This is a genomic window from Streptomyces sp. NPDC012825 (assembly GCF_042900925.1).
GTDB lineage: Bacteria > Actinomycetota > Actinomycetes > Streptomycetales > Streptomycetaceae > Streptomyces.
In genome coordinates this window covers 287,513-301,529 of the sequence record NZ_JBIBBZ010000005.1, presented here as the reverse complement: position 1 = coordinate 301,529, position 14,017 = coordinate 287,513, and the positions used below count along the sequence as shown (strand labels likewise).

At 74.0% G+C, this 14,017-nt stretch carries 14 protein-coding genes; 10 read left to right on the top strand and 4 right to left on the bottom strand.

Annotated features, from left to right (window positions below):
- Positions 1 to 17: 17 nt before the first annotated feature.
- The 3 genes from ACFY7E_RS14945 to ACFY7E_RS14935 all read left to right on the top strand — a co-directional run bounded on the left by ACFY7E_RS14945 (position 18) and on the right by ACFY7E_RS14935 (position 2,596).
- Complete coding sequence (locus ACFY7E_RS14945) at positions 18 to 1,343, top strand: M20/M25/M40 family metallo-hydrolase (protein WP_389484700.1); 1,326 nt, start codon at positions 18 to 20, stop codon at positions 1,341 to 1,343.
- Positions 1,344 to 1,493: 150 nt separating this feature from the next.
- Positions 1,494 to 1,727 carry a chaplin ChpH gene (gene chpH / locus ACFY7E_RS14940; protein WP_030213014.1) on the top strand — a complete coding sequence of 78 codons (234 nt, stop codon included), beginning with the start codon at positions 1,494 to 1,496 and terminating at the stop codon, positions 1,725 to 1,727.
- Positions 1,728 to 1,867: 140 nt separating this feature from the next.
- Complete coding sequence (locus tag ACFY7E_RS14935; protein ID WP_389484698.1) at positions 1,868 to 2,596, top strand: chaplin; 729 nt, start codon at positions 1,868 to 1,870, stop codon at positions 2,594 to 2,596.
- Positions 2,597 to 2,695: 99 nt separating this feature from the next.
- On the opposite strand, the gene ACFY7E_RS14930 is transcribed toward ACFY7E_RS14935, so the two are convergent.
- Positions 2,696 to 2,884 carry a DUF5703 family protein gene (locus tag ACFY7E_RS14930; RefSeq protein WP_030692832.1) on the bottom strand — a complete coding sequence of 63 codons (189 nt, stop codon included), beginning with the start codon at positions 2,882 to 2,884 and terminating at the stop codon, positions 2,696 to 2,698.
- Positions 2,885 to 2,931: 47 nt separating this feature from the next.
- Between ACFY7E_RS14930 and ACFY7E_RS14925 the strand changes: the two genes are divergently transcribed.
- The gene (locus ACFY7E_RS14925) at positions 2,932 to 3,597 is read left to right on the top strand and encodes a hypothetical protein (protein ID WP_389484695.1); all 666 of its coding nucleotides are present in this window, start codon (positions 2,932 to 2,934) and stop codon (positions 3,595 to 3,597) included.
- A 104-nt stretch (positions 3,598 to 3,701) separates the two neighbouring features.
- Here the strand turns inward: ACFY7E_RS14925 and ACFY7E_RS14920 are convergent, their stop codons facing one another.
- A complete protein-coding gene (locus ACFY7E_RS14920) occupies positions 3,702 to 5,966 on the bottom strand; it encodes a helix-hairpin-helix domain-containing protein (RefSeq protein ID WP_389484693.1) in 2,265 nt (754 codons plus the stop codon).
- Positions 5,963 to 6,940: an aldo/keto reductase gene (locus ACFY7E_RS14915; RefSeq protein WP_389484691.1), complete on the bottom strand. Its 978-nt coding sequence runs from the start codon at positions 6,938 to 6,940 to the stop codon at positions 5,963 to 5,965. Before ACFY7E_RS14915 ends, ACFY7E_RS14920 begins: the two co-directional genes overlap by 4 nt.
- 130 nt (positions 6,941 to 7,070) lie before the next feature.
- Between ACFY7E_RS14915 and ACFY7E_RS14910 the strand changes: the two genes are divergently transcribed.
- Both ACFY7E_RS14910 and ACFY7E_RS14905 read left to right on the top strand, forming a co-directional pair.
- Complete coding sequence (locus ACFY7E_RS14910) at positions 7,071 to 8,120, top strand: LLM class F420-dependent oxidoreductase (RefSeq protein WP_389484689.1); 1,050 nt, start codon at positions 7,071 to 7,073, stop codon at positions 8,118 to 8,120.
- A 294-nt stretch (positions 8,121 to 8,414) separates the two neighbouring features.
- Complete coding sequence (locus ACFY7E_RS14905; protein ID WP_389484687.1) at positions 8,415 to 9,200, top strand: ferritin-like domain-containing protein; 786 nt, start codon at positions 8,415 to 8,417, stop codon at positions 9,198 to 9,200.
- 33 nt (positions 9,201 to 9,233) lie between these two features.
- Here ACFY7E_RS14905 and ACFY7E_RS14900 read toward each other — a convergent pair whose 3' ends face one another.
- Positions 9,234 to 10,226, bottom strand: a complete 993-nt coding sequence (locus ACFY7E_RS14900) for a magnesium and cobalt transport protein CorA (RefSeq protein ID WP_383447631.1) — start codon at positions 10,224 to 10,226, stop codon at positions 9,234 to 9,236.
- Positions 10,227 to 10,403: 177 nt separating this feature from the next.
- Between ACFY7E_RS14900 and ACFY7E_RS14895 the strand changes: the two genes are divergently transcribed.
- The 4 genes from ACFY7E_RS14895 to mshC all read left to right on the top strand — a co-directional run bounded on the left by ACFY7E_RS14895 (position 10,404) and on the right by mshC (position 13,951).
- Positions 10,404 to 11,093 (top strand): histidine phosphatase family protein, encoded by a 690-nt coding sequence (locus ACFY7E_RS14895; protein ID WP_389484684.1) that lies wholly within the window; start codon positions 10,404 to 10,406, stop codon positions 11,091 to 11,093.
- A gap of 66 nt (positions 11,094 to 11,159) precedes the next feature.
- Positions 11,160 to 11,750, top strand: coding sequence for a DUF3090 domain-containing protein (locus ACFY7E_RS14890; RefSeq protein WP_383447625.1), 591 nt, complete (start codon positions 11,160 to 11,162; stop codon positions 11,748 to 11,750).
- Positions 11,714 to 12,550 (top strand): SCO1664 family protein, encoded by an 837-nt coding sequence (locus ACFY7E_RS14885; protein ID WP_389484972.1) that lies wholly within the window; start codon positions 11,714 to 11,716, stop codon positions 12,548 to 12,550. Before ACFY7E_RS14890 ends, ACFY7E_RS14885 begins: the two co-directional genes overlap by 37 nt.
- A 171-nt stretch (positions 12,551 to 12,721) precedes the next feature.
- Complete coding sequence (gene mshC, locus ACFY7E_RS14880; protein WP_389484682.1) at positions 12,722 to 13,951, top strand: cysteine--1-D-myo-inosityl 2-amino-2-deoxy-alpha-D-glucopyranoside ligase; 1,230 nt, start codon at positions 12,722 to 12,724, stop codon at positions 13,949 to 13,951.
- Positions 13,952 to 14,017 lie beyond the last annotated feature (66 nt).

The following is a 14,017-nucleotide window of genomic DNA, read 5'->3' as shown; positions in this document are numbered from 1 at the left end:
TAGTGGGAGGAAGCAGAGTGAGCGAGTCGAACACGGCCGGGAGCGTCCGCGGCGAGGACGAGGTAGTCGACCTCTGTCGCGACCTCATCCGCATCGACACCAGCAACCACGGCGACCACTCGGGCCCGGGGGAGCGGGCGGCGGCGGAGTACATCGCCGAGAAGCTCGCCGAGGTCGGCCTGGAACCGCAGGTCATCGAGTCGCACCGGGGACGGGCCTCCACCGTCGCCCGGATCGAGGGCGAGGACCCGTCGCGGCCCGCCCTCCTGATCCACGGCCACACCGACGTCGTCCCGGCCAACGCCGAGGACTGGACCCACCACCCCTTCTCCGGGGAGATCGCCGACGGCTGCGTCTGGGGCCGCGGCGCCGTCGACATGAAGGACATGGACGCGATGACCCTCGCGGTCGTGCGGGACCGGCTGCGCAGCGGCCGCAAGCCCCCGCGCGACGTCGTCCTCGCCTTCCTCGCGGACGAGGAGGCCGGCGGCACCTACGGCGCCCGGTACCTGGTCGACGAGCACCGGGACCTCTTCGAAGGGGTCACCGAGGCCATCGGCGAGGTCGGCGGCTTCTCCTTCACCGTCAACGAGAACCTGCGGCTCTACCTGGTCGAGACGGCCCAGAAGGGCATGCACTGGATGCGGCTGACCGTCGAGGGCACCGCGGGCCACGGCTCGATGACCAACAACGACAACGCCATCACGGAGCTCTGCGAGGCCGTGGGCCGCCTCGGCCGCCACCAGTGGCCGGTGAGGGTCACCAAGACCGTCCGGTCCTTCCTGGACGAGCTCTCGGACGCCCTGGGCACCCCGCTCGACCCCGAGGACATGGACGCCACCCTCGCCAAGCTCGGCGGCATCGCCAAGATGATCGGCGCCACCCTGCGCAACTCGGCCGCCCCGACCATGCTCGGCGCCGGCTACAAGGTGAACGTGATCCCCGGCCAGGCCACGGCGCACGTCGACGGCCGCTTCCTGCCCGGGTACGAGCAGGAGTTCCTGGCCGACCTCGACCGGATCCTCGGACCCCGTGTGAAGCGCGAGGACGTGCACGGCGACAAGGCCCTGGAGACCAGCTTCGACGGCGCCCTGGTGGACGCCATGCAGCTGGCCCTGCGCGCCGAGGACCCGATCGCCCGCGCCGTGCCGTACATGCTCTCCGGCGGCACCGACGCCAAGTCCTTCGACGACCTCGGCATCCGCTGCTTCGGCTTCGCCCCGCTCCAGCTGCCGCCGGAGCTCGACTTCGCGGGCATGTTCCACGGCGTGGACGAGCGGGTCCCGGTCGACGGCCTCAAGTTCGGCGCCCGCGTCCTGGACCGCTTCCTGGACGCCTGCTGAGCGGACCCCCGGGTGCCCGCCGGATTCGCCCGTGCGTTTGTGTGTGCCCGAAAAGAGTGAATGAACCCGGGGGCTCGTAGCCCCCACCCCTCCCCCTCGTTACAGGTGTGCGGTCCGCGGCTGGGACCGCATTGCCAACTAGGAGGAATAATGATCAAGAAGGTCGTCGCTGCTGCGGCTGCCACTGGCGGTCTGGTTCTCGCGGGCGCCGGCATGGCGGTCGCCGACGCGGGTGCCCAGGGTGCGGCCATCGGTTCCCCCGGTGTCCTCTCGGGCAACGTCGTCCAGGTGCCGGTTCACGTTCCCGTGAACGTGTGCGGCAACACGGTCTCCGTGATCGGCCTGCTGAACCCCGCCTTCGGCAACGCCTGCGTCAACGACTGACGTCGTCCCTCGCCCCGTGAGGGTGTGAGCCGGTCCGGCCCCGGAGTGCGTGCCATGCACTCCGGGGCCGGTGGCCATTTCCGCCCCGGGCCCTCCGCCCGGTGGCACTCCTTCGAAGCCGAGCAGGCAGGGAACAAGCTATGCGACAGGTCACGCGCAAGGGCCTCATCACCGTTGCGGCCGCCGGCGGCGTCTTCGCCGCGATCGGCGGCGGTTACGCGCACGCCGACTCCGGTGCGACCGGTGCGGCCGTGAACTCCCCGGGCGTCGCGTCCGGAAACTCCGTCCAGGTCCCGGTCCACGTGCCGGTGAACGCCTGCGGCAACACCGTCAACGTCGTCGGGCTGCTGAACCCGGCGATGGGCAACAAGTGCGCCAACGTCTCCGACCCGGGCAAGCCGGGGAAGCCGGGCAAGCCCGGCGGCGGCTCGTCCGCCGACGGCCACACGGGCGGCTCGCCCGGCGTGGGCTCCGGCAACAACGTCCAGGTGCCGGTCGACGTCCCGGTGAACGTGTGCGGCAACAGCGTCTCGGTCGTCGGGCTCCTCAACCCGGCCGCGGGCAACGACTGCGCCAACGAGGTCGAGCCGACGCAGCCGGGCAACCCGGAGAACCCCGGCAACCCCGGTAACCCCGGGAATCCGGGCAACCCCGGCACTCCTGAGAACCCCGGTACCCCGGGCACCCCCGATAACCCGGGCGCCGACGGCGGGTCCAACACCCCCGGCGCGCAGACCGTGACGCAGCCGCGGGCCGTCGAGGAGCTCGCCGAGACCGGCTCCGGGCCGCTCGGCGTGATCGTCCCCGCCGGAGCCGGGCTCCTGCTCGCCGGTTCGCTGATCTACCGCCGGTCCCGCCGCGCCGCCTGAGGCGACCCCGCGGCCCCGGGCCGTGTGACACGCGCCACGCACAGGGGCCCCGCACACCGCGGGGCCCCTTCCCGTCGTCCTCCGGCTACCGGGTCACGGCTACCAGGTCGCCCTGACCTGGCGGATGATCCGGCGCTTCAGCCGCACTCTGCGGCTCCCGTCCCGGTGCAGGCTCAGACGGTCCAACTCCCAGTGTCCGTACTCGGCATGGTCGGTCAGCAGCCGCGCCGCCTCCTTGCGGGAGACACCTCGCGGCACGTACACGTCGACAAATTCGTATTCCGGCATCGCATCTATTGTGCGGGCACGGCCCCGGTACGGATAGCGTCTGTCCCATGTCTGATGCTGCGCAGCCCACCGCTGCCGAGGTACGTGCCGCCGCCGAGGCGGTCAAAGCCGCACTGGACCGTCACCTCGCGGCGGTCGAACGCCGCACGGGGGACGACGACCCGGCCGTCTACGAGGCCTTCAACGCCCTGGCCTCGGCGGCCGAGACCTACGACGAACTCCTCTACGACCGCTACGACGAGGTCACCCCGTTCGAGATCCCCGGAGCGGACGGCACCCTGCCGCCGTACACCGGACCCGACGAACCCCACGCCCTCAGCCTCCTGATCCGCCGCGACTACGCCGTGGCGGAACCCCGACGACTGCTCGCCCAGGCCCGTCGCGTCGCCGAGACCGGCGACGACGTCACCGGGGCGGCCGCCAAGGCCGGCGTCTCGCCCCTCGCCGCGCTCGGCGTGCTCTTCGGCGAGTACGAACCGGACGAGATCGCCTCCCGGCACAAGGACTTCGGCCTGGAGGAGGGCGACTCCACGCTCTGGGTCGTCGCGGCCGACGAACTCCCGGAACCGGGGGAGTGGCTCAACGCCCCCTTCGACCACGCCGATGCCGAGCGGATCGTCTGCCGCTTCGACGTCAGCTCCGTCTTCGACGAGGAAGAGGACGACGACATCGGCGCCACCGACGGCGGCACGGCCGGGAGGGCCCGCGCCTGACCTCCGGGCCGCCACGGAGACGCGAAGGCACCGACACGCCGAGACGCGGGAGGGCCGGAACACCTCGTACGGTGTTCCGGCCCTCCCGTCGTTTCCGCTCCGCCCTACTCCCCGGGAGCGGCGAGCAGCGCCTCCAGGAGCGGCCGCAGCCGTGTCGTGCGCTCCGGGGCCACCCCCTCGGCCACCGCGCGGGCCAGCGCCTGCTCCACGCCGTGCACGACCGACAGATGGCGCTCCGCCCGGCCGAAGGCCGTGTACACCCACGCCCGGCTCAGGCCCCCCGCCGCGTCCCCGGGCAGCACCGCGACCACCGCGGGCCACCGCGCCCCGGCCGCCTGGTGCGCGGTGAGCGCCCAGCCGTGCCGCAGCGCCGACTCCACCCGCTCCTTCGGTACGAGGACCTCGTCGTCCCCGCACCGCAGCCGCAGGCCCTCGGCGTCGGCCGAGAGGACCGTGCCGGTGACCGTCCGGCCCGGCACCGGCGCGTACGCCACCCGGTCACCGGGGTCGTAGCCGCCGAACCGGCCGGGGCCGGGGTTGAGCCGCTGCTTCAGGGCGGCGTTCAGCGCGCGCGTGCCGGCCGAGCCGCCGTGGCCGACCGTGACGACCTGCGTCCGCTCCGGCGGCACTCCGATCGCCCGGGGCACCGAGTCGGCCACCAGCTGGACGGTACGGTGCACGGCCTCGCCCGCGTCCCGCACCGGGACGATCACGATCTCCTTGCCGGGGGCCTCGACCTGGTTCAGTTCGCCGGCGCCGATGCCCGACACCAGCTCGCCGAGCGGCCCCGGGTCGGGGACGCGCGAGGCGATCCGGGGGCACACCCGGGCCGCGAGCACGTCGGCGAAGACCCGGCCCGCGCCCGGCGCCCCGAGGACCTCCGGGTCGCCGCTCAGGACCAGACGGCAGCCGTCCGGCAGCGACTCCACGAGCGTCGCGGCCGTCTCCACGTCCAGCTGCGGCGCGTCGAGCACCGCCAGGAGGTCGAGGGCGAGGGCCCCCTCCTCGTCCCGGCCCGGCCCGGCCGCCCCGGACAGCAGGGCGGCGACCGTCACGGCCTCCGTCCCCGCGGCGCCGAGCGCGCTCCGCCCGCCGTCGGAGTGGACCGCGACCAGGGTGCGAAGGCCCCGCTCGCGCGCCGCCGCCGCGAGCGCCACCGGCTCGGCGCGGGAGGCCTCGCCGCCGGTGTGCAGGACGAGTCCGTGCGCACCGGCGGCGCGCTCCAGCTCGGAGCCCTCCCAGGCGTCGGCCGTCGCCGTCCTGACCAGACGGGCGAGGCCCTCCGCGAGGCTCTCCTCCGCGAGCGCGTACCGGTCGAGACCGAGCAGCGCGGGCGGTTCCTCGCCGCTCTCCCCGGTCTCGTCCGCGCCCCCGCCGGACTCCTCCGACTCCTCCTCCGTCTCCTCCGGGGCCTCCCGCTCCTCCTGGAAGAGGTGGACCGCCCCCTCGGAGACGGCCGTCTCGACCGCCTCCTCGGGGTCGGGCACGGAGTGCGCGGCGAGCCCGGCGCGCACGGTCCCGGCCTCCTGGGCGGTGTGCCCCTGGAGCGCGGCCCGCTCCAGGAGCCACACGGTGAGGGCGACCGTCCGGCGCGGGTCGCCGGGGCCGCAGCCGGGCCCGATCAGCGCCCGCGCGAAGCCGTCGGCCTGCTCCGGCCGCACTCCCGCCACCGCGAGGAGCTGCCAGGGGTCGTCGAGCAGCACCGCGGCCGCGCCCTCGCCGAGCGCGGCGGCCACCGGCCCGGCCAGCGCCTCCGGGGCGCCGCCCCTGGCCAGGACCTCGCGGACGGCGGCCGTGGTGGCGGGTGCCGGGGCGGTCGCCCGCTCCGGCACGGGGGGCCGGGGGGCCGCCGCCGGGTCCGGTCCGGGGGCGGAGGGCCGGGGCGCCGGCTCGGCCGCCTCGTAGAAGGAACCGCCCTCGGCCGCGCCGCCCTCCACGGCGCGGACCGCAGCGAGGAGGTCCGCCGCGGTGCCGCTCAGCTTGGCGCCGGCCGCGACCGGGCCGTCCTTCTCGGCCTTCCGCGCCTCGATCCTCGCCCGCAGCTCCCGCTGCGCGGCCAGCTCGGCCTGCGCCTCGCTCAGCCCGGGCGCGTCGGCGTCCCCGGCCGGCTTCCCGGGGGTCTCTCCGGTGTCCCCGGCCCCTTCGGCCGGCTCCTCGAAGGTCTCCCCGGAGCCCCCGGAGCCCCCGGCGTCCTCGGCCGGCTCCTCAGGGGTCTCTCCGGCGTCCTCGGCCGGTTCCTCGGAGGCCTCTCCGCTCCTCTCGGCGGCATCGGGCTCCCCGGCGGTCGTCCCGGTCCCCTCCCGTACGTCCTCGGAGGGTTCCACGTCCTCGGGTGCCTCGGGCGCGGTCTCCCCGGAAGGCTCGGTCACAAGGTGCTCCAGTCGTGATCCGGATAGCGGTGCACGGGCGCCGACACGTCGTCCAGCGCCCGACAGATCTCGTCAGGAAGACTAAGGGTCTCCACCGACAACGCGGCCGTGAGCTGGCGCGCCGTGCGCGCGCCGACGATCGGGGCGGCCACCCCGGGCCGGTCGCGGACCCAGGCGAGCGCCACGTGGAGCGGGGTCGTCGCGAGGCCGTCCGCCGCCGTCGTCACCGCGTCCACGATCCGGCCCGCCGCGTCGTCCAGGTACGGCTCCACGAAGGGCGCCATCGTCTCCGAGGCGCCCCGCGAGTCCGCCGGCGTCCCGCTCCGGTACTTCCCGGTCAGGACGCCGCGCCCCAGCGGGGAGGAGGGCAGCAGGCCCATCCCGAGGTCCATGGCGGCCGGCAGCACCTCGCGCTCCACGCCCCGCTGGAGCAGCGAGTACTCCAGCTGCGCGCCCGCCAGCCGGGTCCGGTCCCCGCCGAGCTGCCAGGTGCCCGCCTTGGCGAGCTGCCAGCCGCAGAAGTTCGCCACGCCCGCGTACCGGGCCCGTCCGCTGCGCACGGCGATGTCGAGCGCCTGGAGGGACTCCTCCAGGGGCGTGTACGGATCGAAGGCGTGCAGCTGCCACAGGTCCACGTGGTCCGTGCCGAGCCGGGCGAGGGAGGCGTCGAGCGCGGCGAGCAGGTGCCCGCGCGAGCCGTCCGTGCGCCGGTCGGGGTCGGGGACGCTGCCCGCCTTGGTCGACAGGACGAGATCCCGCCGGGACACGAGCCGCTCCATGAGCCGTCCGAGCAGGTACTCCGCCTCGCCCCCGCCGTACACGTCGGCGGTGTCCACGAGCGTGCCGCCGGCGTCCCAGAACGCCTTCAGCTGCCCGGCGGCGTCCTGCTCGTCGGTGTCCCGGCCCCAGGTGAGGGTGCCGAGTCCGATGCGCGACACACGCAGGCCCGTACGTCCGAGATGCCTCTGCTCCATGGCCGCGAGATTACTGGCCGGGGCGCCACGCGGAGAGGAGCCTGTGGACGACCACGTCCTGTCGGAGGCGCCGACCGCGCGCTAGAGTCCGGCCCACAGAGACGTTACCGATGGGTAAGGGGTGCGTGGAATGCGGCTCGGCATCAACCTCGGCTACTGGGGCGCCGGTATGGACGGCGACAACCTCGCCGTCGCGCAGGAGGCGGACCGCCTCGGATACGACGTCTGCTGGGCCGCCGAGGCCTACGGCTCCGACGCGCCCACCGTCCTCGCCTGGGTCGCGGCGAAGACCGAGCGGATCGACGTCGGCTCCGCGATCATGCAGATCCCGGCCCGGCAGCCCGCCATGACGGCGATGACCGCCGCCACCCTCGACTCGCTCAGCGGCGGCCGCTTCCGCCTCGGCCTCGGCGTCTCCGGACCCCAGGTCTCCGAGGGCTGGTACGGCGTGAAGTTCGACAAGCCGCTCGCCCGGACCCGCGAGTACGTCGAGATCGTCCGCAAGGCCATGACCCGCGAGCGGCTCAGCCACGACGGGGCGCACTGGACCCTGCCCCTCCCGGGCGGCCCCGGCAAGCCCCTCAAGCTCACCGTGCACCCGCAGCGCGAGCACATCCCGCTCTACATCGCCGCGATCGGCCCCAAGAACCTGGAGCAGACCGGCGAGATCGCCGACGGCGCCCTGCTGATCTTCCCCTCCGCCGACCACCTGGAGGAGACGGCCCTGCGGCACATCCGCGCGGGACGCGAGAAGGCCGGCCTGACCATGGACGGCTTCGACGTCTGTCCCACCGTGCCGCTCGCCCTCGGCGACGACGTAGAGGCGCTCGCCGACGTGTTCCGGCCGTACACGGCCCTCTACGTCGGCGGCATGGGCAGCCGCGAGCAGAACTTCTACAACCGGCTCGCGGGGCGCATGGGGTACGAGAAGGAGGCCGCCGAGATCCAGGACAAGTACCTGGCCGGCGACAGGACGGGGGCCGCGGCCGCCGTGCCGCACTCGCTGATCGACCGCACCACCCTGCTCGGCTCCGTCGAGCGGATCGCCGACCGGATGGCGGCCTACGCCGCCGCCGGGGTCACCACCCTCACCGTCGCCCCGGCCGGCTTCACCCTCGACGAGCGGGTGGCGGCCCTGCGGGCGGGCGTCGAGGCGCTGGAGCGGGCCGACCTCGCGTGACGCGCCGACGACCCCGTGCGTGAAGCGCCGACGGCTCCGTACGGATGTCCCGTACGGAGCCGCCGGCGAGGTCTGCGGCCGTGGTGGGGGCTCGGGGGTCTTCCCCGCCACGGCCGTCACGCAGCACAACGGCTCCGGCGGGCTCCTGGTTACGCCCTCGGGGCTCACTCTTTCGGCCGAGCAGTTCCCGGCCCCGTGTTGCCCGCCACCCCGGACAGGACTTGACTCGTTCTCCCCGGACGAGGTGCTCCCCGGACGTACCGGAGTGCGAACGTCCGCACGGAGGTGGCGGCGATGCTCACGGCCAAGGGCCTGTTCCAGGAAATCATCGACGACGACGAGTCCTTCCGGCTCTTCTGCTCGATCGCGGCGAGCGGCGAGGCCCAGGGCGGCTGGGAGAACGCCCGGATCGCGGCCCTCGTCGCCCCCGGGATGCGCGACCTCGCGCCCAAGATCACCCGGCACGGCGCCGACGAGGACAAGCACGGCCGGATCTTCAACGCGTTGATGAGGAAGCGCGGCCTCGAACCCGTCCCGGTGCCCCCCGACACCGACTACACGATGCTGCTCGAACGGCGCGGCATCGGCCTCGCGCACGACAAGCTCCGCCGCGACGAGCCGCTGACCGAGCGGGACATCATCGTCTACCTCGCCCACAGCCGGGTCACCGAGCAGCGGGCCGCCGACCAGATGGACATGCTCGTCACGTACTTCGGGGACCACCCCGAACTGGGCAGGGCCATCCACATGATCGACAACGACGAGGCCAACCACCTCGCCTACTGCCACGAGGAACTGCTCCGGCTCGCCCGCCTGGGCCACGGCCGGCTGATCCAGCGGACCCTGCGCGCGTCCGCCCTCGTCGAGATCCAGGTCTACCGCGACGTCAGCCTCGCCGTGATGCGCCACATGGGCCGCATCCTGAAGTGGCCGAGGCCCAAGGCCCTCGCCCTCGCCGCCGGCATCCACGCCATGTACGCGTACGAGCGCGTCGCCGGGTGGCACAAGATGATCGACCTCAGGACGCCCGAACGGCTCGACGCCCTCGGCGGCCCGGCTGCCCCCGCCCCCGCCTTCTGAACCCGGTTCCGGTACGGCGCGGCGGGAACGGTCCTACATCCAGCCGCGCCGCTTGAACATCCGGTACAGGACGACGACGATCCCCGTCATCACGACGATCACCGCCGGGTACCCCATCCCCCAGCGCAGCTCCGGCATGTGCTCGAAGTTCATGCCGTAGATCCCCGCGACCATGGTGGGGACCGCGGCCATGGCCGCCCACGCCGAGATCTTCCGCATGTCGTCGTTCTGCCGCACCCCCATCTGCGCCAGATGGGCCGAGAGCACGTCGGACAGGAGCCGGTCCAGACCCTCCACCTGATCGTTGGAGCGCAGCAGGTGGTCGTTGACGTCCCGGAAGAACGGCTGGGCGTGCTCCTCCACGAACGGCACCGAACCCGCCGTGAGACGCGCCATCGGACCGGCCAGCGGCCCGCTGGCCCGCCGGAACTCCAGGACCTGCCGCTTCGCCGTGTAGATCCGCGCCGCCGTGTTGGAGGCCGCGTCCCCGCTGGGCGCGAAGACGTCCGCCTCCAGCTCCTCCAGGTCCACCTGGAGCTCGCCCGCGACCTCCAGGTAGTGGTCCACGATCGCGTCGCTCACCGCGTACAGGACCGACGTCGGCCCGTGCTTCAGGACCTCCGGGTCGGCCTCCAGGCGCCGGCGCACCTGCGCCAGCGGGGCCCCCTCGCCATGCCGGACCGTGACCACGAACGAGTCGCCCACGAACAGCATCAGCTCGCCCGAGGAGACCCGGTCGCTCTCCGGCTCGTACACGACCGGCTTGAGCACCATGAAGAGCGAGTCGTCGTAGACCTCCAGCTTGGGCCGCTGGTGGGCCTTCAGGGCGTCCTCGACGGCCAGGGGGTGCAGCGCGAACTCCGAGGCGACGTGGTCGAACTCCGCCTCGGAGGGTTCGTGCAGGCCCACCCACAGGAACGCGTCGCCCTTCGACCGCGCCTCCTCCAGGGCGTCCGAGAGGTCGGCGGGCCCGTCCGTGCGGCGCCCGTCCCGGTAGATGGCAGAGTCCACGATCACGGAGCGCATTTTCCCCCGGACGACCCCGCCATGCACGCGTGCGGACCCCGCGGATCCCCGGACGCCGGCCACGCGCGCGCAGCGAGCCCGTCGGCGCAGCCGGACGGCCGCCCGCCGCCGCCGGCGCCGGCCACGCGCGCGTGCGGGCCCGCCGGCCCGCCCCGGCCACCCCCTAGGCTGGCCGCCATGGCCACGCTGATCCTCGTCCGGCACGGACGCTCCACCGCCAACACCTCCGGGGTCCTCGCCGGGCGCACGCCCGGGATCGCGCTCGACGAGCGCGGGGCCGCGCAGGCCGCCGCCCTCCCCGGGCGCCTCGCGGACGTCCCGCTCGCCGCCGCCGTCTCCAGCCCCCTCCAGCGCTGCCGGGAGACCCTGCGCCCCCTCCTCGACGCCCGCCCGGACCTCCCGCTCCACGTCGAGGACCGGATCAACGAGTGCGACTACGGCGACTGGTCGGGCCGCAAGCTCGCCGAGCTCAACGGCGAGCCCCTGATGGAGGTCGTCCAGGCGCACGCCTCCGCCGCCGCCTTCCCCGGCGGCGAGTCCATGCGCGCCATGCAGAACCGCGCCGTCGAGGCCGTACGCGACTGGAACGCCCGGATCGAGGCCGAGCACGGCGAGGACGCCTGCTACGTCATGTGCTCGCACGGCGACATCGTCAAGTCGCTCGTGGCGGACGCCCTCGGCCTCCACCTCGACCTCTTCCAGCGCCTCCACGTCGATCCCTGTTCGGTCACCGTCATCCGCTACACGCGCCTGCGTCCCTTCCTCCTCCGGCTCGGCGACACGGGGGACTTCGCCGGATTCGCCCCCCGTGAGCGTCCCGGGGACGGTGGGACGGCCGAGGTCGGTGGTGGTGCGGGCGCACCGTGATCCCTTCGCGCAGTAGGGTGGACGCGCCGTTGTAGTACGACCGTCGAGACGCAAGGAGTCGGGAACGTGTCCCGTCAGGTGTTCCTCTACGACCCACCGGAGCGTTTCGTGGCCGGTACGGTCGGGCTGCCTGGCCGCCGTACGTTCTTCCTCCAGGCGTCCGCGGGCGGCCGGGTCACCAGTGTCGCCCTGGAGAAGATGCAGGTCGCCGCCCTCGCCGAGCGCATCGACGAACTCCTCGACGAGGTCGTGCGGCGCACCGGCGGCAACGCCCCGGTGCCCGCCGTCGCCCCCGCCGAGGTCGCGGACACCGCCCCCCTCGACGTGCCCGTCGAGGAGGAGTTCCGGGTCGGCACCATGGCGCTCGCCTGGGACGGCGAGGAGCAGCGCATGATCGTCGAGGCGCAGGCCCTCGTGGAGCTCGACGCGGACTCCGAGGAGGACCTCGCCGAGGCCGAGGAGCGGCTGCTCCAGGACGAGGAGAACGGCCCGCCGATGCTGCGGGTCCGCCTCACCGGTGCCCAGGCCCGGGCCTTCGCCAAGCGGGCCCTGGACGTCGTCAACGCCGGCCGCCCGCCGTGCCCGCTGTGCAGCCTGCCGCTCGACCCCGAGGGGCACGTCTGCCCCCGCCAGAACGGATACCGCCGCGGAGCATGAGCAGCCCCCAGACCCTGCCGGGCGCGGACCTGCTCGCCCGCGGTGAGCTGACCGTGCGCGGCCGGATCCGCGAGGCCTCCAACGCCGTCCTGTACTGCTCCGTCGCGTACGGGGGCCGGGAGGCGGCCTGCGTCTACAAGCCGGTCGCGGGGGAGCGGCCCCTGTGGGACTTCCCCGACGGAAACCTCGCCCGGCGCGAGGTCGCCGCGTACGAGGTCTCCGAGGCCACCGGCTGGGGCCTGGTCCCGCCGACGGTGCTCCGCGACGGCCCGTACGGCGAGGGCATGGTCCAGCTGTGGATCGAGGCCGACCCCGGGGCGCGGCTCCTGGCCCTCACCGAGGACGAGGAGCCGGGGGAGGGCTGGAAGGCCGTCGGGGAGGCCGAGGTCGGCGAGGGCCGCACCGCCCTCCTCGTCCACGCCGACACCCCCGAACTGCGGCGGCTCGCCGTCCTGGACGCCGTGATCAACAACGGCGACCGCAAGGGCGGGCACCTGCTGCCGGCCCCCGGCGGACACCTGTACGGCATCGACCACGGGGTCACCTTCCACGTCGAGGACAAGCTGCGCACCCTGCTGTGGGGATGGGCGGGCGAGGAGCTGCCCGCCGAGGCGGTCGAGGCCCTCGACCGCCTCGGCCCGGCGCTGACGCCCGGAGCGCCCCTCGCCACCCGACTGGCCGAACTGCTCACCGGCGCCGAGGTGGCGGCGGTACGCGCCCGCGTGGCGGCCCTGCGGGCGGACGGACGGCACCCGGAGCCCTCGGGGCAGTGGCCCGCCATCCCCTGGCCGCCCGTCTGAGAAAGCCGCCCGTCCCACGGGTTCGACCGAAAGGTTTCGGCCAAGCCGGGCCGGGCGGAGGGGCACCCCCCAGGGGTACGCACGCGCGCATTCGCCCCGCAAGACCGCCTAATCGGTCAAGATCCCGGATCCGGTTCGTATCCGGAACACCTGTCCGGTTACGCTCGGGTCATGCATGCCTGGCCCGCTTCTGAGGTCCCCGCCCTTCCCGGCAAGGGCCGCGACCTCCGGATCCACGACACCGCGACCGGGGGACGAGTCACCCTCGTCCCCGGCCCCGTCGCCCGTATCTACGTCTGCGGCATCACCCCGTACGACGCGACCCACATGGGTCACGCGGCGACCTACAACGCGTTCGACCTCGTTCAGCGCGTGTGGCTCGACACCAAGCGGCAGGTTCACTACGTCCAGAACGTGACGGACGTGGACGACCCCCTCCTGGAGCGCGCGATCCGCGACGGCGTCGACTGGGTCGGCCTCGCCGAGCGCGAGACCGCCCTCTTCCGCGAGGACATGACCGCCCTGCGGATGCTGCCCCCGCGGCACTACGTCGGCGCGGTCGAGGCCATACCGGGGATCGTCCCGCTCGTGGAGCGCCTGCGGGACTCCGGCGCCGCCTACGAGCTCGACGGCGACGTCTACTTCTCCGTCGACGCCGACCCGCACTTCGGCGAGGTCTCGCACTACGACGCCGAGCTGATGCGCCACCTCTCCGCCGAGCGCGGCGGCGACCCCGAGCGCCCCGGCAAGAAGAACCCGCTCGACCCGATGCTCTGGATGGCCGCCCGCGAGGGCGAGCCGAGCTGGGACGGCGGCAGCCTCGGCGCGGGCCGCCCCGGCTGGCACATCGAGTGCGTCGCCATCGCCCTCGACCACCTCGGCATGGGCTTCGACGTGCAGGGCGGCGGCTCCGACCTGATCTTCCCGCACCACGAGATGGGCGCCTCGCACGCCCAGGCCCTCACCGGCGAGTTCCCGATGGCCAAGGCGTACGTCCACGCCGGCATGGTCGCCCTCGACGGCGAGAAGATGTCCAAGTCCAGGGGCAACCTGGTCTTCGTCTCGAAGCTGCGCCGCGACGGCGTCGACCCGGCCGCGATCCGGCTCGCGCTCCTCTCCCACCACTACCGCGCCGACTGGGAGTGGACCGACGGGATCCTCCAGGACGCCCTGGAGCGCCTCGGACGCTGGCGCGCCGCGGTATCCCGCCCCGATGGACCCTCCGCCGACACCCTCGTCGAGGAGGTCCGCGAGGCCCTCGCCGACGACCTCGACACGCCGGCCGCGCTCGCCGCGGTCGACCGCTGGGCCGAGCACCAGACGGCCGGGGGCGGCACGGACGAATCCGCTCCCGGGCTCGTCTCCCGCACGGTCGACGCGCTCCTGGGCGTCGCGCTGTAGGGCGCCGGAAGAGTTCCGCACGGCACACGACACGAGGGAGGGGCGCCCGGTTCCGGGCGCCCCTCC

Bases quoted from the DNA above. Each gene is read 5' to 3' on its own strand.
- chpH (WP_030213014.1), top strand. From the start codon at position 1,494: ATGATCAAGAAGGTCGTCGCTGCTGCGGCTGCCACTGGCGGTCTGGTT.
- ACFY7E_RS14935 (WP_389484698.1), top strand. From the start codon at position 1,868: ATGCGACAGGTCACGCGCAAGGGCCTCATCACCGTTGCGGCCGCCGGC.
- ACFY7E_RS14930 (WP_030692832.1), bottom strand. From the start codon at position 2,884: ATGCCGGAATACGAATTTGTCGACGTGTACGTGCCGCGAGGTGTCTCC.
- ACFY7E_RS14925 (WP_389484695.1), top strand. From the start codon at position 2,932: ATGTCTGATGCTGCGCAGCCCACCGCTGCCGAGGTACGTGCCGCCGCC.
- ACFY7E_RS14915 (WP_389484691.1), bottom strand. From the start codon at position 6,940: ATGGAGCAGAGGCATCTCGGACGTACGGGCCTGCGTGTGTCGCGCATC.
- ACFY7E_RS14910 (WP_389484689.1), top strand. From the start codon at position 7,071: ATGCGGCTCGGCATCAACCTCGGCTACTGGGGCGCCGGTATGGACGGC.
- ACFY7E_RS14905 (WP_389484687.1), top strand. From the start codon at position 8,415: ATGCTCACGGCCAAGGGCCTGTTCCAGGAAATCATCGACGACGACGAG.
- ACFY7E_RS14900 (WP_383447631.1), bottom strand. From the start codon at position 10,226: ATGCGCTCCGTGATCGTGGACTCTGCCATCTACCGGGACGGGCGCCGC.
- ACFY7E_RS14895 (WP_389484684.1), top strand. From the start codon at position 10,404: ATGGCCACGCTGATCCTCGTCCGGCACGGACGCTCCACCGCCAACACC.
- mshC (WP_389484682.1), top strand. From the start codon at position 12,722: ATGCATGCCTGGCCCGCTTCTGAGGTCCCCGCCCTTCCCGGCAAGGGC.